The 21817-nt window shown below is 73.0% G+C and carries 15 protein-coding genes; 7 read left to right on the forward strand and 8 right to left on the reverse strand.

The annotated features are described in order from the left end of the window. Positions 1–23: 23 nt before the first annotated feature. Entirely contained in the window at positions 24–1130 is a 1107-nt protein-coding gene (locus AB0J46_RS28260) for an FAD-binding oxidoreductase (protein ID WP_364337029.1), read from the reverse strand. 424 nt (positions 1131–1554) lie between these two features. Between AB0J46_RS28260 and AB0J46_RS28265 the strand changes: the two genes are divergently transcribed. The 5 genes from AB0J46_RS28265 (at position 1555) to AB0J46_RS28285 (ending at position 8049) form a co-directional block, all read left to right on the forward strand. Then, a complete protein-coding gene (locus AB0J46_RS28265) occupies positions 1555–1857 on the forward strand; it encodes a 4a-hydroxytetrahydrobiopterin dehydratase (RefSeq protein WP_358298325.1) in 303 nt (100 codons plus the stop codon). Positions 1858–1967: 110 nt separating this feature from the next. Beyond that, on the forward strand, positions 1968–3671 hold the full coding sequence (locus AB0J46_RS28270; RefSeq protein ID WP_364337031.1) for an MFS transporter: 1704 nt from the start codon (positions 1968–1970) through the stop codon (positions 3669–3671). Between the two features lie 69 nt (positions 3672–3740). After that, a complete protein-coding gene (locus AB0J46_RS28275) occupies positions 3741–4364 on the forward strand; it encodes a helix-turn-helix domain-containing protein (protein WP_364337033.1) in 624 nt (207 codons plus the stop codon). After that, positions 4364–6100 carry an ABC transporter ATP-binding protein gene (locus AB0J46_RS28280; protein WP_364337035.1) on the forward strand — a complete coding sequence of 579 codons (1737 nt, stop codon included), beginning with the start codon at positions 4364–4366 and terminating at the stop codon, positions 6098–6100. Before AB0J46_RS28275 ends, AB0J46_RS28280 begins: the two co-directional genes overlap by 1 nt. Next, complete coding sequence (locus AB0J46_RS28285) at positions 6097–8049, forward strand: ABC transporter ATP-binding protein (RefSeq protein WP_364337037.1); 1953 nt, start codon at positions 6097–6099, stop codon at positions 8047–8049. The genes AB0J46_RS28280 and AB0J46_RS28285 overlap by 4 nt, the downstream gene beginning before the upstream one ends. A 165-nt stretch (positions 8050–8214) precedes the next feature. On the opposite strand, the gene AB0J46_RS28290 is transcribed toward AB0J46_RS28285, so the two are convergent. Together AB0J46_RS28290 and AB0J46_RS28295 are read right to left on the reverse strand one after the other, a co-directional pair. After that, entirely contained in the window at positions 8215–8778 is a 564-nt protein-coding gene (locus tag AB0J46_RS28290) for a dihydrofolate reductase family protein (protein WP_364337039.1), read from the reverse strand. A gap of 107 nt (positions 8779–8885) precedes the next feature. Beyond that, the gene (locus AB0J46_RS28295; RefSeq protein ID WP_364337041.1) at positions 8886–10286 is read right to left on the reverse strand and encodes an APC family permease; all 1401 of its coding nucleotides are present in this window, start codon (positions 10284–10286) and stop codon (positions 8886–8888) included. Positions 10287–10542: 256 nt separating this feature from the next. On the opposite strand from AB0J46_RS28295, the gene AB0J46_RS28300 reads away from it, so the two are divergent. Then, positions 10543–11190, forward strand: coding sequence for a hypothetical protein (locus AB0J46_RS28300; RefSeq protein ID WP_364337043.1), 648 nt, complete (start codon positions 10543–10545; stop codon positions 11188–11190). Between the two features lie 3 nt (positions 11191–11193). On the opposite strand, the gene kstD is transcribed toward AB0J46_RS28300, so the two are convergent. Then, positions 11194–12951, reverse strand: coding sequence for a 3-oxosteroid 1-dehydrogenase (kstD, locus tag AB0J46_RS28305; protein ID WP_364337045.1), 1758 nt, complete (start codon positions 12949–12951; stop codon positions 11194–11196). Positions 12952–13025: 74 nt separating this feature from the next. Beyond that, entirely contained in the window at positions 13026–13916 is an 891-nt protein-coding gene (locus AB0J46_RS28310) for a YihY/virulence factor BrkB family protein (RefSeq protein WP_358298309.1), read from the reverse strand. Positions 13917–14045: 129 nt separating this feature from the next. On the opposite strand from AB0J46_RS28310, the gene AB0J46_RS28315 reads away from it, so the two are divergent. After that, positions 14046–14513: an NUDIX domain-containing protein gene (locus AB0J46_RS28315; RefSeq protein WP_364337048.1), complete on the forward strand. Its 468-nt coding sequence runs from the start codon at positions 14046–14048 to the stop codon at positions 14511–14513. Positions 14514–14588: 75 nt separating this feature from the next. Here AB0J46_RS28315 and AB0J46_RS28320 read toward each other — a convergent pair whose 3' ends face one another. From AB0J46_RS28320 to AB0J46_RS28330, 3 genes are all read right to left on the reverse strand, one after another. Then, positions 14589–18629 carry a S8 family serine peptidase gene (locus AB0J46_RS28320; protein ID WP_364337050.1) on the reverse strand — a complete coding sequence of 1347 codons (4041 nt, stop codon included), beginning with the start codon at positions 18627–18629 and terminating at the stop codon, positions 14589–14591. A 108-nt stretch (positions 18630–18737) separates the two neighbouring features. Beyond that, on the reverse strand, positions 18738–18860 hold the full coding sequence (locus AB0J46_RS28325) for a hypothetical protein (protein WP_364337052.1): 123 nt from the start codon (positions 18858–18860) through the stop codon (positions 18738–18740). A gap of 72 nt (positions 18861–18932) precedes the next feature. Continuing rightward, on the reverse strand, positions 18933–21761 hold the full coding sequence (locus AB0J46_RS28330) for an AAA family ATPase (protein WP_364337054.1): 2829 nt from the start codon (positions 21759–21761) through the stop codon (positions 18933–18935). Between the last annotated feature and the right edge of the window lie 56 nt (positions 21762–21817).

Genomic DNA, 21817 nt, shown 5'->3' on the forward strand with positions numbered 1-21817 from the left:
CTCACACGCCCCCGTCGCCTTCCTCATAGGCGTTCCAAGTCGTTCCGGAGCCGGCCCGGCGCGTACGCCGGTTCGGCGGCCCCGTCCGTCGCCGCGGCGGCGGCGATCCGGCCCGCCTCGGGCGACGTCTGCACCCCGTAGCCGCCCAGGGCGGCCAGCCAGACGAAGCCCGGCGTGCCGGGGTCCGGTCCGATCACCGGCGTCCCGTCGGCCACCTCGCTGCGCAGCCCCGCCCAGGCGTGCCGGACGCTGCGGATCTCCAGCGTCGTGGCCTCCTGGACGCGCCGCACGCCGACGGCGACGTCCAGGTCGTCGGGGCGGGCGTCGCAGGGCGGGACGGGCGTGGCGTCGGCGGGGGAGACCAGCAGCCGCCCGGACTCGGGCTTGACGTAGAAGGTGTCCGCCACGTCGGTGACCATCGGCCAGGACCGGGCGTCCGTCCCCTCGGGCAGGTCCACCAGGAACGCGGTCCTGCGCAGCGGGCGCAGGCCCACCGGCCGCACCCCGGCCAGCCCGGCGACCTCGTCGGCCCACGCCCCGGCCGCGTTGACCAGGATCGGCGCGGCGTGCTCGCCCGCGTCGGTGACCGCCCGCCAGACGCCGCCCGTGCGCGACAGCGCCCGGACCCGGGCGGAGGTGACCACCTGGCCGCCGCGCGCCTTGATGCCGCGCAGGAAGCCCTGGTGGAGGGCGTCCACGTCGATGTCCATCGCGCCGGGCTTGAGCATCGCCCTGCTGAACCGGCCAGGACGCAGGATCGGGCAGTGCTTCGGAGCCTCGGCGGGATCGATCTCCACCGCCGGCGTCGGGGCCCGCCGCCCTTCGGCCAGCACCTCGTCGAACAGCTTCTCGCCGCCGTGCGGGCACAGCGCGAGCACGCCGCGCGGGCTCAGCAGCGGGACGTCGGCGAAACCCGTTGGAGGCGCGGCGAGGAAGTCCCTGCTCGCCGCCGTGAGAGCCCGGACGGCCCGGTTGCCGAAGTACTCCGAGAAGAGCGCCGCCGACCGTCCGGTCGAGTGGTGGCCGGTGACCTGCTCCGCTTCGAGCAGGGTCACGGTGCCTGACCTGGCGAGGAAGAACCCCGCGCAGGCGCCCGCGACGCCGCCCCCGACAATGAGAAAATCTCTCACGTCCGTAAACTGATCACATTTCACCGTGTTTCGGCAAACAGTTTGTACGTCCTGACAGAAATGACTTGCCCGAAATGCGTAGTAAGTCAGGTCGTAAATGCTGTAATTCAAGCATTTATATAAACGATCTTGTGATTACCGGCCTGTCAGGGGCTCGGCGGCGGTGGCCGGGCGCTCCGGCGGCGTCAACCCCTATGTCAGAAACGGCGCAGGCGTGCGCTCCGAGTGTCAGATCCGATCGCTGAGCGCGCGCAGCAGACGCCCGAAACCCGGCGCCGCCAGGCGCGGCGGGACGGCGGCCAGCACCCGCATGCCATGTCCCCTCTACGAGTCGTAGTACTACACGCTATAGAGGGAAATGGCGGGTGTGAAGCGGCCCATCGGTGGTAGCCGAGCGTCGGAAGCCGACGACTTTGGGGGCAACATGGCCGAGCGCCTGACCGACGAGGACATCGACACCGCCCTGGCGGCGCTGGAGGGCTGGCGGCGGGACGGCGACGCCCTGGTCAAGGACGTGCCGATCACGCCCGACAGCTACGGCTGGCTGAGCGAGGCGGTGCACAACGAGGGCGCCACGCTGGGGCACCAGGCCGAGATCGAGCGTACGGCGGAGGGCATCCGCTTCCGGCTCTCGACGGGCGAGGCCGGCGGGGTCACCGAGCGCGACGTCGAGCTCGCCGCCCACATCGACCAGGTCCTCGACGGCGGCGCCCGCGACCGCGGCTGACCTGCCCTGTCGGCGCAGGGTCCGTTCCGTGACCAGGGCGATGTGCAGGGCGCACAGGTTGTGCAGGGGGCACATCCTGTGTAGGGTGCATTCGGACAATAGGGGGATTAATGGTGCATTCCGCGCCCAGCCCGCGCTCCGGCGGCGGGATCGTCAGCGTGCTCGCGGTCGCCGGCATCGTCGGCTCGCTCATGCAGACGCTGGTGGTGCCGCTCATCGGCCGGCTGCCGCGGCTGCTGCACGCCAGTGCCGCCGACACGTCATGGGTGATCACCGTGACGCTGCTGGTCGGCGCGGTCGCCACCCCCGTGATCGGCAAGCTCGGCGACCTCTACGGCAAGCGCACCATGATGCTCGTCTGCTCGGTGCCGCTCGTCGCCGGGTCGGTGGTGTGCGCGCTGTCCGGCTCCCTGATCCCCATGATCGCCGGACGCGGCCTCCAGGGGCTGGGCGTCGGCATGATCCCGCTCGGCGTCAGCGCGCTGCGCGACCTGCTGCCGCCCCAGCGGGTCGGCCCGGCCATCGCGCTGATGAGCTCGTCCATGGGCATCGGCGGCGCGCTCGGGCTGCCGATCTCGGCCGCGGTCGCCGAGTACGCCGACTGGCGGGTGCTGTTCTGGGGCTCGGCCGCGCTGAGCGTGCTGGTCGGGGTGCTGATCTGGCTGCTGGTCCCGGCCACGCCCACCGCCGCCGTCCGGGCCCGGCTCGACCTGGTCGGCGCGTTCGGCCTGGGCGCGGCGCTGGTCTGCCTGCTGCTCGGCGTGTCGAAGGGCGGCGACTGGGGCTGGTCGAGCGGCACCACCCTCGGGCTGCTCGGCGGCGCGGTGCTGCTCGCCCTGCTGTGGGGGCTGTGGGAGCTGCGCGTCCGCGACCCCCTCGTGGACCTGCGCACCACCGCCCGCCCCCAGGTGCTGCTCACCAACGTGGCCTCGATCCTCGTCGGCTTCGCCATGTACGCCCAGTCGCTGGTCCTCATGCAGATCCTGCAGCTGCCCGCGGCGCTCGGCTACGGCCTGGGCCAGTCGATGCTGGCCGCCGGGCTCTGGATGGCGCCGTCCGGGCTGATGATGATGGCGGTCTCCTCGCTCGGCGCCCGGCTGTCGGCCGCCCGCGGGCCCAAGACCAGCCTGTTCGTCGGCGCGCTGGTCATCGCGGCCGGCTACGGCACCGCGCTCGGCCTGATGGGCTGGAGCTGGGGCCTGATGATCGCCGGTTGCGTCGGCAGCGCCGGGGTCGGCCTGGCCTACGGCGCGATGCCCGCCCTCATCATGGGCGCGGTGCCGAGGAGCGAGACCGCCTCCGCCAACAGCTTCAACACCCTGATGCGCTCCATCGGCACCTCGGTCTGCGCCGCCGTGATCGGCGTCGTCCTGGCCCAGCTCACCGTGACGGTCGGCGGCCACACGCTGCCCTCGGAGACCGGCTTCCGCACCGCCCTGCTGATCGGCTGCGGCGTCGCGGTGGTCGCCGCGCTGGTCACCCTCACGCTGCCGAAGACCAGGACCGCCGCCGCCCCGGCCCCTGTCGCCGCCGCGACCCCCGCCCCGGCCCCGGCGGCCGGGCCCGCCCCGGCCGCCGCCGACGTCCTCGGCCCCTGGGAGGACGCGTTCCGCACGCACGACCCGGCCCCCGAGGGCCGCCACCACCCGCGGCCGGTCCAGCAGGAGGAGACGGGCGTGCTCTCCCTGGAGGAGCGGGACGAGCTGCTCTGGCTGCGCCGCGAGAACGCCGAGCTGCGCCGTGAGCTGGACGTGCTCATGCGGGGCGCCGGCGTGTGGCTCAAGAACCTGGCCGACGACAAGACGGCGGGCTGACCTGCCAATCCACATGTCCGGCAAATAATGATTTGAACGAGCGAGTACTCACTCATTACGCTCGTCCGCATGACCAAGAGGCGACGGGTGCCCGCGATGGCGCCCGAAGACCGCCGTGCCGCCCTCGTCGAGGCCACCGTCCCCCTGCTGCGCGCGCACGGCACCGCCGTCAGCACCCGCCAGATCGCCGAGGCCGCGGGCGTGGCCGAGGGCACGATCTTCGGCGTCTTCCCCGACAAGGCCACGCTGCTGCGCGCGGCCCTGATGAGGGCGTTCGACCCCCGTCCGGCCGAGGACGCGCTCGCCGCCATCGGCGCCACCGCCGGGCTGCGCGCCCGGCTGCGTGAGGTGGCGGCGCTGCTGCGGGCCGGCATGAAGGCCAACGTCAACATCTTCGCCGTGCCCCGCGAGCTCATGGCCGAGGACGCCGAGTTCCGCGAGCACATGCTGGACAGCCGCGCCCGCATCACCGCCGCGATCGCCGCCCTCGTCGAGCCCGACCGCGACCATCTGCGCCGCTCGCCCATGGCCACGGCGCAACTGCTGCTCATGCTCGTCTCGGTGAGCGTCCACCGCGGTTTCGGCCTGTCCGACGACTTCGGCGACATGGACGACGAGGAGCTCGTCTCCGTCCTGCTCGACGGGCTGCTGCTGCCCTCCTACCGCACCCCCATCACAGAAAGCGTCCGTTGATGCTGCTCCGCCTGCTGCGGGTCCAGCTCAGGCCGTACGGGAAGGAGATCACCCTCGTGGTCCTCTTCCAGTTCGTGCAGACACTGGCCACGCTCTATCTCCCCACACTCAACGCCGACATCATCGACCACGGAGTCATCACCGGCGACACCGGTTACATCATGCGCGTCGGGCTGGTGATGCTCGGCGTGACGTTCGTCCAGATCGTCTGCTCGATCGTGGCCGTCTACTACGGCGCCAGGACGTCGATGGCCCTGGGCCGCGACCTGCGCGCCGCGATCTTCCACCGCGTGCAGGGCTTCTCGGCGCAGGAGGTGAACAGGTTCGGGGCGCCGTCGCTGATCACCCGGACCACCAACGACGTGCAGCAGGTGCAGCTGCTCGTGCTGATGACGTTCACGATGATGGTGGCCGCGCCGATCATGTGCGTCGGCGGCATCGTGCTGGCGCTGCGCCAGGACACCGCGCTGTCGTCGCTGCTGCTCGTCGTGCTGCCGGTGATGATCGTCATCGTCGGCCTGGTCGTCTGGCGGATGCGGCCGCTGTTCCGCACCATGCAGGAGCGCATCGACCGGATCAACCAGGTGCTGCGCGAGCAGATCACCGGCATCCGGGTCATCCGGGCGTTCGTCCGCGACCGGCACGAGCGCGAGCGCTTCGGCGTGGCCAACGACCGGCTCACCGACGTCTCGCTGCGGGTCGGCCGGCTGATGGCGCTGATGTTCCCCTCGGTCATGCTGGTCGTGAACGTCTCCAGCGTCGCCGTCATCTGGTTCGGCGGCCACCGCATCGCCGACGGCACCATGCAGGTCGGCGCGCTGACCGCGGTCATCTCCTATCTGATGCAGATCCTGATGTCGGTGATGATGGCCATGTTCATGTTCATGATGATCCCGCGCGCCGAGGTCTGCGCCGAGCGCATCGAGGACGTGCTCGACACCGACCCGACCGTCCACCCGCCCGCGGACCCCGTCACCCCCGACGGCCACCGGGGCGAGCTGGAGCTGCGGTCGGTCGACTTCCGCTACCCGGGCGCCGAGGACCCGGTGTTGTGCGGGGTGAGCTTCGCCGCGCGGCCCGGCCGGACCACCGCGATCATCGGCAGCACCGGCAGCGGCAAGACCACGCTGCTCAACCTCGTCCCGCGGCTGTTCGACGCGACCGCCGGCGACGTGCTGGTGGACGGCGTCAACGTCCGCGACCTCGACCCGGCGGCGCTGTCCCGCGCGGTCGGCCTGGTCCCGCAGTCGCCCTACCTGTTCTCCGGCACCGTGGCCTCCAACTTGCGCTACGGCCGGCCCGGCGCCACCGACGAGGAGCTGTGGCGGGCCCTGGAGATCGCCCAGGCCCGCGAGTTCGTCGAGGCGATGCCCGGCGGCCTGGACGAGCCGATCTCCCAGGGCGGCACGAACGTCTCCGGCGGCCAGCGCCAGCGCCTGGCCATCGCCAGGACCCTCGTCCACCGGCCCGGGATCTACCTGTTCGACGACTCCTTCTCCGCCCTCGACTACGCCACCGACGCCCGCCTGCGGGCCGCCCTGGCCGAGGAGATCGCCGACGCCACGATCGTCATCGTCGCCCAGCGGGTGAACACGATCCGCGACGCCGACCTCATCCTCGTGCTCGACGAGGGGCGGGTGGTGGGCAGCGGCGACCACGCCGAGCTCATGGAGACCTGCCCGACCTACCGCGAGATCGTGCTGTCCCAGCTCACCGAACAGGAGGCCGCGGCATGACCGCCCAGGCTCCCGCGCGCCGCCCGCAGCCCGCCTTCGGGCCGGGCAGGATGATGGCCGGCCCGGCCGAGAAGGCGCTCGACTTCGGCGGCACGCTGCGCAAGCTGCTGCGCCTGCTGCGTCCCGAACGCGCGATGCTCGGCGTCGTGCTGGCGCTGGGCACGGCCAGCGTCGCGCTCACCGTCACCGGGCCCAAGATCCTCGGCCACGCCACCGACCTGATCTTCTCCGGCATCATCGGCGCCCGGCTGACCCCCGGGCTCACCAAGGAGCAGGCCGTGGCGGGCCTGCGCGCCAAGGGCGAGGACAACTTCGCCGACATGGTCGCCTCGATGAACGTCGTGCCCGGCCAGGGCATCGACTTCACCGCCCTGGCGCACGTCCTGGGCTGGGTGCTGGCGATCTACGTGGTGGCGGCGCTGCTCGGCATCGCGCAGTTCCGGCTCACGACGACCATCGTCCAGCGGGCGGCGTCCCGGCTGCGCGAGCGCATCGAGGCCAAGCTGGGGCGGCTGCCGCTCAGCTACTTCGACGGCCAGCCGCGCGGCGAGATCCTCAGCCGCGCCACCAACGACACCGACAACATCGCCCAGACCCTCCAGCAGACCATGAGCCAGCTCATCTCCTCGGTGCTGACCGTCGTGGGCGTGCTGGTGGTGATGTTCTGGATCTCGCCGATCCTGGCGCTCATCGCCCTGGTCACGGTGCCCGTGTCGGTCTACGTCACCGCTGTCGTCGGCAAGCGGTCGCAGCCGCAGTTCGTCAAGCAGTGGTCGTCCACCGGCAAGCTCAACGGCCACATCGAGGAGATGTACGGCGGCCACACCCTGGTCAAGATCTTCGGCCGCCAGCAGGAGGCCGTCGCCACCTTCGAGGAGCACAACCAGGCCCTGTACGCCTCCAGCTTCCGCGCCCAGTTCATCTCCGGCCTCATCCAGCCGGCGATGATGTTCATCGGCAACGTCAACTACGTGCTGGTCGCCGTCGTGGGCGGGTTCAAGGTGGCCTCGGGCGCGATCTCGCTGGGCGACGTGCAGGCGTTCATCCAGTACTCCCGGCAGTTCAGCCAGCCGCTGACCCAGGTGGCCGGCATGGCGAACCTCGTCCAGTCGGGCATCGCCTCGGCCGAGCGGGTCTTCGAGCTGCTGGAGGCCCCCGAGCAGTCGGCCGAGCCGGCCGAGCCCGCCCGTCCCGCCGAGCTGCGGGGGCGCGTGGCGTTCGAGAACGTCTCCTTCCGCTACGCCCCCGACCGGCCGCTGATCGAGGACCTGTCGCTGACCGTGGAGCCCGGCCAGACCGTGGCCATCGTCGGCCCCACGGGAGCGGGCAAGACGACCCTGGTCAACCTCATCATGCGGTTCTACGAGGTGACCGGCGGCCGCATCACCCTCGACGGCGTCGACACGGCCGAGATGTCCAGGGAGGAGCTGCGCGCCGACATCGGCATGGTGCTCCAGGACACCTGGCTGTTCGGCGGCACGATCGCCGAGAACATCGGCTACGGGGCCGAGGGCGCCACCCGCGAGCGCATCGAGGCCGCCGCCCGCGCCGCCCACGTCGACCGCATCGCCCACACGCTGCCCGACGGCTACGACACGGTGATCGACGAGGAGGGCGCCACGGTCAGCGCGGGTGAGAAGCAGCTCATCACGATCGCCCGCGCATTCCTGTCCGAGCCGGCGATCCTCATCCTGGACGAGGCCACCAGCTCCGTCGACACCCGTACCGAGGTGCTCATCCAGCGGGCGATGAGCTCGCTGCGCGAGGGCCGGACCAGCTTCGTGATCGCCCACCGCCTGTCCACGATCCGCGACGCCAGCCTCATTCTGGTCATGGAGGAGGGCCGAATCGTCGAGCAGGGCACCCACCAGGCCCTCCTGGCGGCGGACGGCGCCTACGCCCGCCTCTACTCCGCCCAGTTCGCCCAGGCCGCCGTCGAGGTGGACTGACCGCCATTCTCCCGGGCCTTCGCTTTCACGTCATTGACGGCCGGACTATCTCCTGGTCAGTGACGTTCTGACCAAAAAGCGAAGTGCCCGGGAGGCCATTCCCGGGCACATGCTCTCTTTCGCCTTCCGCGGGTTCACGGCCCGCCACGGTGGAGGGCGGACCTCTCAGGACCGTTCCGGCTCGTAGTGCAGGCCCACCACGCCGCAGTCGAACGCGCGCGCGCCGACCAGGCGCAGCCGGTGGTGACCCTCGCCCGCCGGGAACAGCGGCAGCCCGGCCCCGATCGCGACCGGGTTGACGAACAGGTGCAGCTGGTCGATCAGCCCCCGCGAGATCAGCTGCCGGCCGATCGAGGCGCCGCCGGCCACCATCACGTCGCCGCCGGGCTTCGCCTTCAGCTCCTCGACGGTCTCGGCCGGGTCGCCGCCCGCCACGACGGCGTTCTTCCAGGGCGACTCGGTGAGGCTGCGGGAGATGACGACCTTCGGAGTGTTGATCATCTTGTCGATGCCCTCCTCGGTCTCGCCCGCCGGCCGCGACTCCCAGGCCGGGATGAAGCCCTCGGCCAGCTTGCGGCCCAGCACGATGGTGTCGACCGGCTCCCAGAGCGCCGCGACGTGGGCGTTGATGTCGTCGGTCCAGGGGAACGTGACCCAGTCCATCTCGCCGTTGGGGCCGCCCACGAAGCCGTCCGTGGTGATCTGGAGCTGCAGCTTGACCTTGCGCATCTGATATGTCCCTTCCGGTTCCGCTCTGTGTGGTTCCCAGCGTGCCGGAGCCTGCTTACGGTCTGCTTCCGCCGGACTTAAGGTCGCCGGTCTTATGGTCGCCGGTCTTATGGTCGCCGGGCGGCCCGGCGCCTGGCCGACGACCAGGACGCCGCCCACAGGATCACGCCGATCACCAGCAGGATCCCGGCGATCTCGTACTGGCCCGCCGGACGCCCGGAGGACCACGGCAGCACCAGGTAGAGGCAGGTTACCGTGCCCACCACGGGGAGCACGCGGCCCGCGTTGAAGTGCTCGGCGCCGGTGACGTCCCGGCGCAGGACGAGGACCGCCACGTTGACCGCCGCGAAGACGGCCAGCAGCAGCAGCGAGGTCGTGCCGCCCAGCAGCGCCACGACCGGGCTGTCGGGGACCAGCGAGACGAACGTGATGAGCCCGATGGCGACCACCGTGGTGAACAGGATGGCCGCGTGCGGCGTGCGCCGGGTGGCGTGGACGGCCGACAGGAACGGCGGCAGCACGCCCTGCTTGCTCATGCCGTACAGCAGCCGGCTGGCCATCAGCATGTTGATCAGCGCCGAGTTCGCGACGGCGAACATCGAGATGAACGGCAGCAGCGAGGCGATCGGCACGCCGGGAGCCGCCGTCTGCACCACCGTGACCAGCGGCGTCTCGCTGGCGGCCAGCTGCCCGACCGGGACGACGGCGACCGCGCAGATCGACACGAGCACGTAGATCACCCCGGTGATGCCGATGCCCGCGAACATCATGCGCGGGAAGATCCGGGTCGGGTTCTTGGTCTCCTCGGCCATGTTGACGGAGTCCTCGAAGCCGACCATGGCGAAGAAGGCCAGCGACGTCGCGGCGCTGACGGCCAGGAACACGCCCTTGTCGGCGGGCGTCTCGAAGGCGACGACGCGGGAGAAGTCGGCGTGGCCGCCGGAGATGAAGTACCCGCTGAGCACGATGACCATCAGCAGCCCCGACAGCTCGACCGCGGTGAGCACGACGTTGAGCTTGACGCTCTCGCCGACGCCGCGCAGGTTGACGGCCAGGATCAGCAGCATGAACCCCACGGCGATCAGCAGGATGACGCCGTTGCCCGCGTCGAGGCCGAACCCGGTGGCGAGGTTGGCGGCGAAGGCCCGCGAGGCCGCCGACGCCGACGTGATGCCCGAGCACATCACCGCGAAGCACACCAGGAACGTCAGCGCGTGCTTGCCGAACGCCTTGTGCACGTAGAGGGCGGCGCCCGCGGCCTCCGGATACTTGGTGACCAGCTCCAGGTAGGAGCAGGCGGTGATCAGCGCGACGACGAAGGCGATCGTGAAGGGCAGCCAGGCCGCGCCGCCCACCTCGCCGGCGACCTGGCCGGTCAGGGCGTAGATGCCGGTGCCGAGGATGTCGCCGACGATGAACAGCAGCAACAGGCCGGGGCCCATCACCCGCTTCAGGCTGGGCTGGCCGCTGCCGGCCTCGGGCGGGCTGGGGGGACTGATCTGAGCCATGGGGGTGGTCCTTCTCGTCCGTGAGGATGACGGCTACGTCAGGTGCGCGGGCGACGGCGAGCCCCGGCCGGTCGCCGCGCGCCGCCGCGACCACGTGATCTCGACCGTCATCCTGACACTGTACGATCCCGGCTTGTCATCCGTGAACAGGCCGTCACGCTGAGCATCCGCCCCGGTGCGGGGAACCCGGGGGCGGCGGTAAGGGTTGCAAGTCGGGAGCAATCCCTGCGCAAGGGGCGGGTCCTAACGTCGGGGCGTGTCCAGACGACTGGTTCTCGGCGGCGCCGCCCTCGCGGCTACCGCCACGCTGACGCTCGGCCTTCCCGCCGCCCCTGCACTCGCCACCGCGCCCGCGCTCGCCGCCGCGCCCGCTCCCGGCAAGGTGGCGGGCGAGCTGTTCCGCGCGTGGCTGGCCGGCGACCGCGCCGCCGCGGCCGGGGTCGCCACCCCCGCCGCGGTGCGCACGATCTTCGGCTACGCCTACCGCGCGCCCGACCGCTTCGACGGCTGCTCGCGCGGCGTGTGCCGGTACGTGCACACCAGCGTGCGCGTGCCCGGCGGCCTCAACGGCATCGCGATGGCCGTGACCGGCTCCAAGGTCACCAAGGTCTACCTGTCCCGGCACGTCGTGCGGCCGTCCGCCGCGGCCGGGCACCTGTTCGCCGCCTGGAAGCGCGGCGACCGGTACGCCGCGCTGGAGGTCGGCGCCGAGGAAGCGGTGCGGACGCTGTTCCGGGTCAGGTACGACCCGCGCGGCGTCACCCACCACTTCCAGGGCTGCGCCAAGGAGCCGAAGGGCTACGCGTGCGCCTGGTCCTACGAGGGCGGCGCGATGTTCATGCACGTCCGCGGCTCCACGACGAGGGGCTACGACGTCCGGTCGATCACGTACACGGCCGACTGACGGTCAGCCGCCGGCCAGGTCGTTCGCGGCCACGTAGCCGAAGGTCATGGCCGGTCCGATGGTCGAGCCCGAGCCCGCGTAGCTGTGGCCCATGACGGCGCCGCTGGCGTTCCCGGCGGCGTACAGGCCGGGGATCACCGAGCCGTCGGCACGCAGGACGCGGGCGCGGGCGTCGGTGCGCAGGCCGCCCTTGGTGCCCAGGTCACCAGGGACGATCTTGAAGGCGTAGAACGGCGGCAGCCAGAGCGGCGCCAGGCACGGGTTCGGCCGGACGTACGGGTCGGCGTAGTAGTGGTCGTAGGCGCTGTCGCCGCGGTGGAAGTCGGCGTCCCGCCCGGCCAGGGCGAACCCGTTGAAGCGGGTGACCGTGGCGCGCAGGGCGGCCTCCGGCACCCCGATCTTGCGGGCGAGCTGCTCGATCGTCGGGGCTCTGAACAGGACGCCGCTGTCGTACCAGGAGTCGGGGAAGGGCAGCAGCGGCGCGATGTCCTTGAACAGATACTTGTTGCGGTACTGCTGGTCGATGATCAGCCAGGCGGGGATGTGCGGGTCGGACGGGGTGTTGCGGTCGTACATGACGTGCACGACGTCGCTGTAGGGCGCGGCCTCGTTGACGAAGCGCCGGCCGGCGCCGTTGACGATGACGCAGCCCGGCAGGGTCCGCTCGGCCAGGCAGAAGTACGGCTCGCCGGGCAGCGGGATCACCGGCCCCCACCAGGCGTCGTCCATCAGGTCCAGCGCGCCGCCGGCCTGCTCGCCGGCCTCGATGCCGTCGCCGGTGTTCTCCTTGGCGCCGACGGTCCAGCTCGTCCCGATGGGCTGGCGCTGGAACTCGGCGCGCATCGCCGCGCTGTGCTCGAACCCGCCCGATGCGACGATCACCCCGCGCCTGCCCCTGACCACCCCGGCCGGGGTGACGACGCCCGCGGCCCGGCCGCCCTCGACGTGCAGGCCGAGCAGCGGGGTGTTCAGCCACACCGGCACCCCGGCGGCCAGCAGTCCGGCGCGCAGCCCGGCGGCCAGCGCCTGGCCCATCGTCAGCGGCTTCTCGCCGCGTAACGCCGCCTGCGTGCCCCGCAGCAGGCACGCCGCCGACACCTCCGCGCCCTTCGGGTTGACCAGGGCGAGCGTCAGCCACTTGTAGTCGGCGCTGAAGACGACCATGCCCGCCGGGGTCGCCATGTACGGCGGGTTGAGCCGGGCCAGCTCCGGGCCGAGGAGGTTGCCGTCGAACTGGTCGGGCTCGATCGAACGCCCGCCCGGCATTCCGCCGGGGAACTCCGGGTAGTAGTCGGAGTACCCCTCCATGAACCGGAAGCGCAGCGGGCTGTTGCGCGTCACGAACGAGATCATCTGCGGCCCCGCGTTCAGGAACGCCTGCTGCCGCGCGGCAGGGACGGTGTCGCCCACCACGCGGGCCAGGTACGCGGCGGCCTTGGCGGGCGTGTCCGGCACCCCGGCGGCCAGGATCACCTCGTTGCACGGGACCCAGATGCCCGCCCCCGACCGCGCCGCCGACCCGCCGAACGTCGGCGCCTTCTCCAGCACGACGGTGCTCAGGCCGCGCTTGGCGGCGGTGAGGGCGGCGGTCATCCCGGCGGCCCCCGAGCCGACCACCACCACGTCGTAGTCGGCCTCGGCGTAGGCCGGGTCCTGGCCGAGCGCCGCGCCGGTGACCAGGATCCCGCCCGCGAGGAGCAGGGTACGGCGGCTGCGGCCGCGGGGGGTGAGGTCGTCGGAGGCCGGTGTGGCTGGTCGCATCGGTGATCCCTTCGACAGGGGAGAGCCGGTCGGCCCCCTCGCCGAAACGAGCATGCGCTTGGTTGGTTACCCTGTCAACGGGCCCGCCGCACGGCCAGATCCTTGACGTGGCCCGACGTGGCGGTGGCCGTCAGGGCGGTGGCGAACAGGATGAGCTGGTTGAGCACCTTCAGGAACAGCAGCATGCCCGCCGCGCCCGCGACCACCCGGTAGGCGGGATTGGCCGCGGTGAGATTGACGTAGACCTGGCCGATCGTCTTGAGGATCTCCAGCCCGGCGGTGATCACCAGCGCCGGGCCGATCACGCGGCGCAGCGGCACCCGCAGCCGCGGCGGCGCGGTCAGCAGCGCCATGGCCAGCAGCGTGTTCACGCCGAGGCCGAGCACGATCCCGGCCGCGGTGAGCACCCACTGGGCCGGAAGGGCCTCCACGCCCACGGTGAGCACGGCCAGCCAGGTCAGCAGCCGCTCGGCGGCGAAGGCGACGGCGAGCGACAGGGCGAGCAGCATCCCGAGCCCGGCCATCACGCCCAGGTCGATGAGCTGGCGCAGGAGGAAACGCCCCGGATACTCCTCCAGCCCCCAGATCGCCCGGGTGGCCGAGCGCAGGGTGTCCATCCAGAACAGCCCGGTCATCGGCAGCGCGACGAAGGCCACCGCGCCGGCCGTGCCCCCGGCCTCCCGTAACGCCTGGACGTCGAGGCGCGGGAAGTTCTCGCTCAGGTAGTGCTGGACCGTGGCGAGGACCGTCGGGTCGTCCATGACGTGGCCGAGGATGCCGAACGCCAGCAGGGCCAGGGCGAAGGTGGCGAAGAAGGAGTAGTAGGTGAGGGCCGCCGACAACCGGCCGCCGTCGGCCTTGTCGTAGCGCAGCACGGCGCGGGACAGGTGGTCGAGCCAGCCGTGCCGGTCGCGGGCCCGCCGCCAGGCCGCCGCCGGGCCCTTGTCCGGTCCGGTGGCGTTCATGGTGCGCGGGTCCCTTCGCTTTCCGTCCCGGTGGCCGTACGCCGCCGGGTGCTCACCGTACCGCCACGAGCGGATCGGCAGGGCCCCGGCCCGCGCGCCGCCGTACGGCCTGCCGGTACCCTCCGGCAGGTGATCACGTACCGCCCCACGGCCCGCGTAATCCTCGCCGAGCCCGCCGGCCGTGTCCTGATGTTCGGATTCGTCCCGCCCGACCCGTGGCCCGCCGAGCCCGCCTGGCACCTGCCCGGCGGCGCGGTCGAGCCGGGGGAGACGGTGGCGGAGGCGGCCTGCCGGGAGGTGCGGGAGGAGACCGGGTTCGTGCTCGCCGCCGCGGACCTGGGCGGGCCGGTGGCCGTCAACGCGGGGGAGTGGTCGGTGCGGGGACACCGGTTCCACACCGTGCACACGTACTTCTTCGCCCGGGTCCCGGGCATGGGGCTGCCCGAGCCCGCCGACGACGGGCTCGGGCATCGCTGGTGGAGCGCGGGCGAGCTGGGCCGCGCCACCGAGCGGGTCTTCCCGCCGGGGCTGGCCGGGCTGGTCGAGGGGCTCCTCGAAGGCGTACGGCCCGGCTCGCCCGTCACGCTGGACTGGTGACCGCGCCGGGAAGGTCAGCGGGTCCCGCCCGGCGGGTGACCGCGGCCGCCGGGTGGGCGGCCGCGGTCGGCGGGGTCAGCGGAGGTTGAAGGCGCGCAGGGTGGTCTGCCTGAGGCGGTTGCCCGCCGCGTCCCACGCCTCCACCTTCAGGCTCACCGCGCCCTTGGTGGCGCGGTAGGCCGGGTACTTCGCGCCGGCGGTGTAGACGCCGTCCCGGCCCCGCCTGAGGTCGGCGGGCTGCCAGGTGGCGCCGTCGTCGGTGCTGGTCCACAGCCGCACGCCCGCGATCGCCGGCATCTTCGCCGCCGACGGCCCGTGGTAGGCCTCCAGCTCGAACGTGTGCCTGCGCCCGGCCGCCACCGTGTTGCCGGCGGACAGGGTGTCACCGAGGTCGTAGCTGACGTAGACCGCGGGGGTGGTGCGGCACTGCTCGACCAGCCCGTCGACGAACCAGGCGTAGCAGTTGGCGCCCGGCCGCAGCTGCTCCTTGGACGGCGGCGCGGTGAACGTCCACTCGATGTCCGACAGGGCGTTCCTGGCCGTCAGCCGGTAGGTGCCCGGCTCCTTGGGCAGCGGGTAGCGCGGCAGCGTGTCGAAGCCCGGCAGGGGGGCGTTCGGCAGTTCCTTGCCGTCGCGGTACAGGTGCAGCTCGTACTGGGGCACCAGGTCGCCGAACGCGACGCCGTCGTCACGCCGGTCCCCGACCCCGTTGACCATCGACGGCGTCACCCACAGGTTGCCGTCGTGCACGCAGATCGCGCACGGCACGCCGATCACGAGCTGCCTGAGCGGGGGCGCGTCCGCGGGGCCGCCGAGCGCGTACAGCTTGTCGGAGGCCGTCGAGGCGCCCGGCGTGCTCGGGGTGGCGAACCACTTCTGGACGGTGGTGCCCGGCCGGTCGAACACCTCGTGCCGGTAGCGGGTCTCCTGGACCTCCTCGCCGGGCGCGGACGTGACCAGCGCGGACAGGCCGGCCTCGCTCACGACCTTGGGGTCGAGCGGCCAGATCCACTGCGTCCTGCGCTCGGGCAGCGGGGCCGACCACTGCAGGATGTTGGTGTTGGTCGTCGTGTAGGAGATGTCGTCGGTCCGCCACGAGGCCCGCCAGTTCATGTACTTCGTGTACGGCCCGGCGTGCACGTCGAGGTCGACCTGGTGGAGCTGGCGCTCGGTCACCTCGTACCGCATCGAGCCGGGGACGCGCCCGTCCACGGACGGCCGGAACACGTACGAGTACGGCGTGTTCGGCGTGCCCTCGACCCGGACGGTCACCCTGCCCCGGCCGGCCTCCTCGCGGATCTTGCGGCCCTCGGCGTTGGAGACGTAGGCGACGGGGATGTCGACCGGCTGGAACGGGCCGCTGAACGGCTTCTGCGAGATGGGCAGCGGGATCGGGCAGGTGGCCGCCTTCTCGTTGAAGGCCAGGACGCCCGCGGCGCCCGCGTCCCTGATCGGGCCCACCCGCTCGATCTGCAGGCCGCACGCCACCCCGAAGATGCCCTCGGCGGGCTCGGCGTCGATCAGCACGAGCGCGCCGCGCAGGTCCTTGCCCGCGAGGTCCTCGGGACGGCCCTTGCCGGCGTCGACCACCCGCAGGTCCTTGGTGCCCTCGAAGGGGACGTAGCCCGGGTGGATCTCGCCGGAGTCGATCGTGTGGACCCGGGAGACCGGGTGCAGGGTCGTGCGCTTCGGCGTGCGCATGGTCATGGTGACCTCAGGCACGCCCAGCTCCCACTGGCCGGCGAAGCGGAAGCCGCCCTTGGTGACCTTCTTCGTCGGCAGCGCCCACACCCTCTCCCAGGCGCCGAGCGGGCGGCCGGACAGCAGCGTGCCGCCGAAGACCTTGCCGTTGGGCAGGGCGCGCTGGAAGAAGACGTCGTAGGTGTTGTTCAGCGGCTGCGCGGTCCTCGGCGCGCCGAAGCTGACCTCGGTGGCCTTGCGGGCGTCGAGGGTGATCTCCATGTCGCCGGTGACGGCCAGCTCGGGCTCGAACAGCCAGGCCCGGTTGGCGCGGTCGTCGGCGTCCACCCAGTCGAGCACCTGCAGCAGGCTGACGGTGCCGGCCGGGACGCGGCTCACCACCAGGCCCACGTCGTCGATGCGGTTGGGGCCGAGCTCGCCCTTGTTGCCGTCGACGTCCAGGACGCTCATGGCCGACGGGGTGCGCGGCTTGCCGTCCCGGTCGATGGTGTGGATGGTCAGGTCGTACTTGGGGACGTCCCGCACCGCGCCGAGCGGCGTGCTGAGCCGGACGCCGTCCGCCTCGGCCGTCACGGCCCCGCTGTAGAGGCCGACGGGCAGCTCGGCCGGGTCGAGGGTGACGGTGGTGGCGGCGGTGCCGCCGGCGGGGATGGTCAGCGTCGCGTCGGCGAGGACCGGCTTGGCGGCGCCCATCGCCGCCTTCAGCGTGAGCGTGACGGGCTGGTCGCCCAGGTTGCGGTAGGAGATCTCGCCGGTCTTCGCCGCGCTGCCGGTCTCCAGCAGGCCGAAGTCCACGCCGCCGCTCGTCGCGAACACCTGCTGCCGGGTCGCGCGGTCCAGGTCCACCCGGCCGGCGCCCTGCTCGTAGACGGTGAAGCCGTCGTCCGTGGAGGTGGACATCAGGGCGGACTTGAGCTGCTGGGCCGTCCAGTCCGGGTGCCGCTGCGCCATGATCGCGACCGCGCCGGCCACGTGCGGCGTGGCCATGGAGGTGCCGGAGGCGCCGGTGTAGTGGTCGTCCACCGGGGAGCCCATGGCGGTGCCGGCCGCCCGCGCGGCCACGATGTCCACGCCGGGCGCGGCGATGTCGGGCTTGAGCCCGCCGCCGGGGCGCGGCCCGCGGCTGGAGAACGCGGCGAGCTTGTCGCTCTTGTCCACCGCGGCCACGGTCAGCGCGGCGTCGGCCGCGCCGGGCATGCTGATCGTCTCGGCCTCGTACAGGTTGCCCGCGGCGACCACGAACAGCGTGCCGGTCTCGGCGGTCAGGTCGTTCACGGCCTGGCTGAGCGGGTCGGTGCCGTCGCTGGGCGGGCCGCCGAGGCTCATGCTGACGGCCTTGGCGCCGCTGCGCGCGGCCCACTCCATGCCCTCGATGATCCACGACTCCTGGCCGGAGCCGGTGTTGTCGAGCACCTTGCCGACGACGAGCTGCGCGCCCGGGGCGACGCCCTTGAACTTGCCGCCCGAGGCCGCGCCGGTGCCGGCGATGGTCGAGGCGACGTGGGTGCCGTGCCCGTGCCCGTCCTGGACCGGCTGGTCGGGGACGAACGACTTGCTGTCGGCGATCCTGCCGGCCAGGTCGGGGTGGCCGGTGTCGGCGCCGGTGTCCAGGACGGCGATCTTCACGCCGGTCCCGTCCTGGCCGCGTTCCCATGCCTTGGGGGCGCCGATCTGCGGGACGCTCACGTCCAGGTCGGCCTTGACCTTGGCGTCCAGCCACAGCTTGGCGATGCCGCCGCGCAGCGTGCCGGGCGACTTGGCCAGGCCCTCGCCGGCGGGCCGCCCGCCGCGCACGGCCTCCCAGAACGCGCCCGCCTCCGCCTTGGTGACGTCGAGGGCGGAGGCGTGGATGCTCTCCAGCGTCCGGGTGGGCTCGCTGGCGGGGACGGCTGCGGCCGAGCGCTTGACCGCGGCCTCGGGCTGGTCGCCCGGGTACTGCACGATGACCGGCAGCCGCTTGGCCACCTCGTCGGAGTAGCCGTTCTCGGCCAGGTACTTGACGTCGAACAGCCGCCTGTCCACCAGGCCCGCCTGGACGGCGGAGACCGCGTCGTCCGGTAGCACGAAGACGCCGTCCGGGGTGAACTGGGTGAACAGGTTGACGCGGCGGCCGTCCTGGCGGGTGCCGGGGGCCGGCTCGACGCGGTACCGGCCGGTGGCGGACCGGGTGAGCTGGACCTTGTCACCCGTGATCAGCGTGACGACGACCTTCTGGGCGCGCACCCCGGACAGGGCGACGTCCTTGGCGGGCTGCGCGGGCGCTGTGGGCGCTGCGGGAGCGGCGGGGGCGCCGGGTGCGGGGGTGTCCGGTGTCGCGGCGGTCGCCGGTCCGGCGGTCAGCACGCCGGCGAGCGCGGTGACCGCGGTCAGCAGGACGCCTGTCCGGCGTGCCAGCGGGGGGCGGGGCAGTGCCATGGTGGCCTTTCTGGCGGGGAGGGGTTCGGACGGCGGCGGCGGGCTCATGGCCCGGAAGGAGGAACCGTCCGTGAGGGTGCGGACGGGGGCATGGCCGTCCGGGAAGGGTCAGACGGGTTCGAAGCCGTCCGGTGGGCGGGGAGGCTCCGGGGTCTCCTCGTGCGGGGAGGGGACGTCGGGGGCCGGGTCGTCCGGGTCCGGCCGGTCGGGGTCTTGGATGGTGTTGGACATGCCGAAAGTGTCGCGGCAGACGTATGGGGTGGGGTATGGGGTGCCCTATGGGGAAAAATCCCCATATTGGGGTCAGTCGCTGGGGAGGAGGTGGCGGGCCAGCTCCGTCCGCGACCGCGCCCCCACCTTGCGCATGGCCGCGCTGACGTGCTTGTCCACCGTCTTCGGCGACAGGAACAGCTCCCTGGCGATCTCCTGGTTGGTCAGCCCCTCGGCCGCCAGCCGGGCCACCTGCTCCTGCCGGGCCGACAGGGCGTGGTCGTTCCCCGCCTGCGCGGGCGCGCTCTGCGCCGCCGGGCGGACGCCCCACCTGCGGCCCAGCCCGGTCGCGCGGTCGAGGTCCCAGCGCGCCCCGAGCTCGGCGTACACCGCGACGGCCCGGCCGAGCCGGACGGCGGCCTCGGGGTCGTCGAGGGCGAACAGGCAGGCGGCGGCCTGCTCGCTCGCCTGCGCCGCCTCGTACCGCGCCGGGACCGTCTCGAAGGCGTCGGCGGCGGCGGTGAACTCGGCGGCGGCGCGCGCCCACTGCTCCCCGGCGGCCGCCAGCAGGCCGCGGGCCTGCGCGAGCGCGGGCCCGGCCAGCGGCGCGTCGCGCCCGGCCAGCCGGGCGGCGTGCCGCGCGACGACGTCGGCGGCCTCCTCGGGACGGCCCGCCACGAGCAGCGCCTCGGTCAGCGCGGGCAGCGCGCGGACCGCCACCGGCCACAGCTCGCTCGCCTCCCAGTGGCGGCCCGCCTCGACGGCCGCCTCGATCGCCGCCTCCGGCTCGCCCCGCGCGGCGCTCATTCGGAGCGACATCGCCAGCGGCAGCACCAGGTCGTCGTACTGCCCCCGGGTACGGGCCTCGGCGGCGGCGTCGAGCAACGACGGCAGCGCGGCCTCCTGACGGCCCTGCACCACGGCCAGGCAGGCGGTCACGATGTCGACGAGGATGCGCTCGTGCGGTTCGTCGCCGAACTGGTCGCGCAGCTCCTGGAGCCTGGCCGGCAGGCCCTGCCAGGAGCCCTCGAAGTAGTCGGCCGCGGCCAGGTTCACCAGGCAGCGCAGTTCCAGCCGCTCGCGCAGGTCGGGCTCGGCGCCCTCCTCGACCGCCGCGGTCAGCAGGCGGCGGCCCCGCCGGTGGTGCCCGCTGAACAGGGCCGCGCCCCCGATGGAACGGTAGGCGTTGACCTCGCGGCGCAGCAGCCGCCGTCCGCCGGTCTCCCGCAGCAGGTCGTCGGCGAGCACGGCCCAGCGCGGGTCGCCCATCACCACGAAGATCATCGCGATCTTGCCGAGCACCAGCATCCGCATGGCCGGGTCGGCGACCGCGGGCAGGGTCGCGAGCGCCCGCTCCAGCCACGACCTGCTCTCCTCCGGCGGCAGGCCGCTGGGCGGGCGGCCGACCCCGGCCATGGCCCACGCCGCCAGCCCCGGCTCGCCGGCCAGGTCGTCGGCGGCCCGCGCGAAGGCCTCGCCGATGCGGGCGCCGTCGGTGCGGGTGCGTTCCAGGTGCAGCGCGAGCAGCAGGCGCAGGTGGCCGCGCACCGGGGGCGGCACGTCCTGCTCCAGGGCGCCGGTGACCAGGTCGGCGACCGGCGGCGGGCGCAGCAGCTCCAGCGCGGCCCAGCCCAGCTTCACCGTCAGCTCGGCGCGCCGGGCGGCGGGCAGGTCGGCGCCGCGCAGGACGTCCTCCAGCAGGCGGGCGGCCTCGGCGTCGTCGCCCAGCCGGGACGCCTGCTCGGCCGCCTCGATCGCGGCCGCCACCCACTGCCCGGCCCGGCCGGCCTGGCGCAGGTGGTGGGCCAGCCGGCCCAGCGGCACCGGGCGCAGCTCGCGTACGGTGTCGGCGGCGGCGGCGTGCAGGGCCTGCCGGCGGCCGAGCGGGATCGCCTCGTAGACCGCCTGCGCCGCCAGCACGTGACGGAACCCGACCAGGCCGCCGGTGTCGGCGAACAGCCCGGAGCCCAGCACCTCGTCGATCGCGCCGACGTCGGGCCCCGACAGCAGCGCGACGGGCACCGGGAGCTGCAGCACGGCGGCGCGCTCGGCCACCTCCTTGGCGCCAGGGGAGAGCCGGGCCACCCGTTCCTGCACCGAGGCGCGCACGCCGCTCGGCACGTCCAGCTCCTCCAGGGCCCGCCGCGCCCAGCCGCCCTCCCAGCGGATCAGCGTGCCGCGGTCGCGGAGCAGTGCCAGCAGCTCCTGCACGGCCAGCGGCAGGCCGGAGGCCCGCCCGCACAGGTGCTCGGCGAACTCGGCCGTCACCTCCTCGGCCCCGAGGATCGCCGAGGCCATCACCCGGGTCTGGGCGGCGTCGAGCGGCGGCAGCACCAGGTGCTCGGCCGTGATCGTGTCGGGGGCGCGGGCCGTGATCGCGCGCACCGCGCCGGACGCCTCCTCGCTCCGGTACGTCAGCACCACCCGCAACGTGCCGGGCAGCACGGACATCAGGTACGTCAGGAACTCGACCGTCTGCCCGTCGGCCCAGTGCAGGTCCTCCACCGCCAGGACGGCGGGGCCGAGCGCGGTCAGCACGTCGGCGAGCCCGCGGAAGACCCGGTGGCGCTCGGCCGCCCGGTCGTCCAGCGGCGGCGGCGTCTCCGGCAGCACCCCGGCCAGCTCGGGCAGCAGTTCGCGCAGCGCCCCGGCGACGGGTGACAGCGCCGCGCCGGCCAGCTCGGACGCCCGTCCGCGTAACGCCTCGACGACGGGACCCAGCGGGAACGGCTCCCTGATCTGCACGCAGGCCCCGCCCAGCACCCGCAGGCCCGCCACCGCGGGACCGCCGAGCAGCTCGGCCGTCAGCCTGGACTTGCCGATGCCGGCCTCGCCCTCGACGACGGCCACGGCGGGCGCCCCGGCGACCAGCGCGACCAGCCGGGCGAGCTCCTTCTCCCGCCCAACCAGAACAGGAGACACCACCCGCCCAGCACGCACCCGCTCATTCAACTGCACCCGAAGTCACAGATCAACGT

The organism is Nonomuraea sp. NPDC049758 (genome assembly GCF_040674635.1).
GTDB lineage: Bacteria > Actinomycetota > Actinomycetes > Streptosporangiales > Streptosporangiaceae > Nonomuraea.

Bases quoted from the DNA above. Each gene is read 5' to 3' on its own strand.
- AB0J46_RS28265 (WP_358298325.1), top strand. From the start codon at position 1,555: ATGGCCGAGCGCCTGACCGACGAGGACATCGACACCGCCCTGGCGGCG.
- AB0J46_RS28270 (WP_364337031.1), top strand. From the start codon at position 1,968: ATGGTGCATTCCGCGCCCAGCCCGCGCTCCGGCGGCGGGATCGTCAGC.
- AB0J46_RS28275 (WP_364337033.1), top strand. From the start codon at position 3,741: ATGACCAAGAGGCGACGGGTGCCCGCGATGGCGCCCGAAGACCGCCGT.
- AB0J46_RS28280 (WP_364337035.1), top strand. From the start codon at position 4,364: ATGCTGCTCCGCCTGCTGCGGGTCCAGCTCAGGCCGTACGGGAAGGAG.
- AB0J46_RS28285 (WP_364337037.1), top strand. From the start codon at position 6,097: ATGACCGCCCAGGCTCCCGCGCGCCGCCCGCAGCCCGCCTTCGGGCCG.
- AB0J46_RS28290 (WP_364337039.1), bottom strand. From the start codon at position 8,778: ATGCGCAAGGTCAAGCTGCAGCTCCAGATCACCACGGACGGCTTCGTG.
- AB0J46_RS28295 (WP_364337041.1), bottom strand. From the start codon at position 10,286: ATGGCTCAGATCAGTCCCCCCAGCCCGCCCGAGGCCGGCAGCGGCCAG.
- kstD (WP_364337045.1), bottom strand. From the start codon at position 12,951: ATGCGACCAGCCACACCGGCCTCCGACGACCTCACCCCCCGCGGCCGC.
- AB0J46_RS28310 (WP_358298309.1), bottom strand. From the start codon at position 13,916: ATGAACGCCACCGGACCGGACAAGGGCCCGGCGGCGGCCTGGCGGCGG.
- AB0J46_RS28320 (WP_364337050.1), bottom strand. From the start codon at position 18,629: ATGGCACTGCCCCGCCCCCCGCTGGCACGCCGGACAGGCGTCCTGCTG.
- AB0J46_RS28325 (WP_364337052.1), bottom strand. From the start codon at position 18,860: ATGTCCAACACCATCCAAGACCCCGACCGGCCGGACCCGGACGACCCG.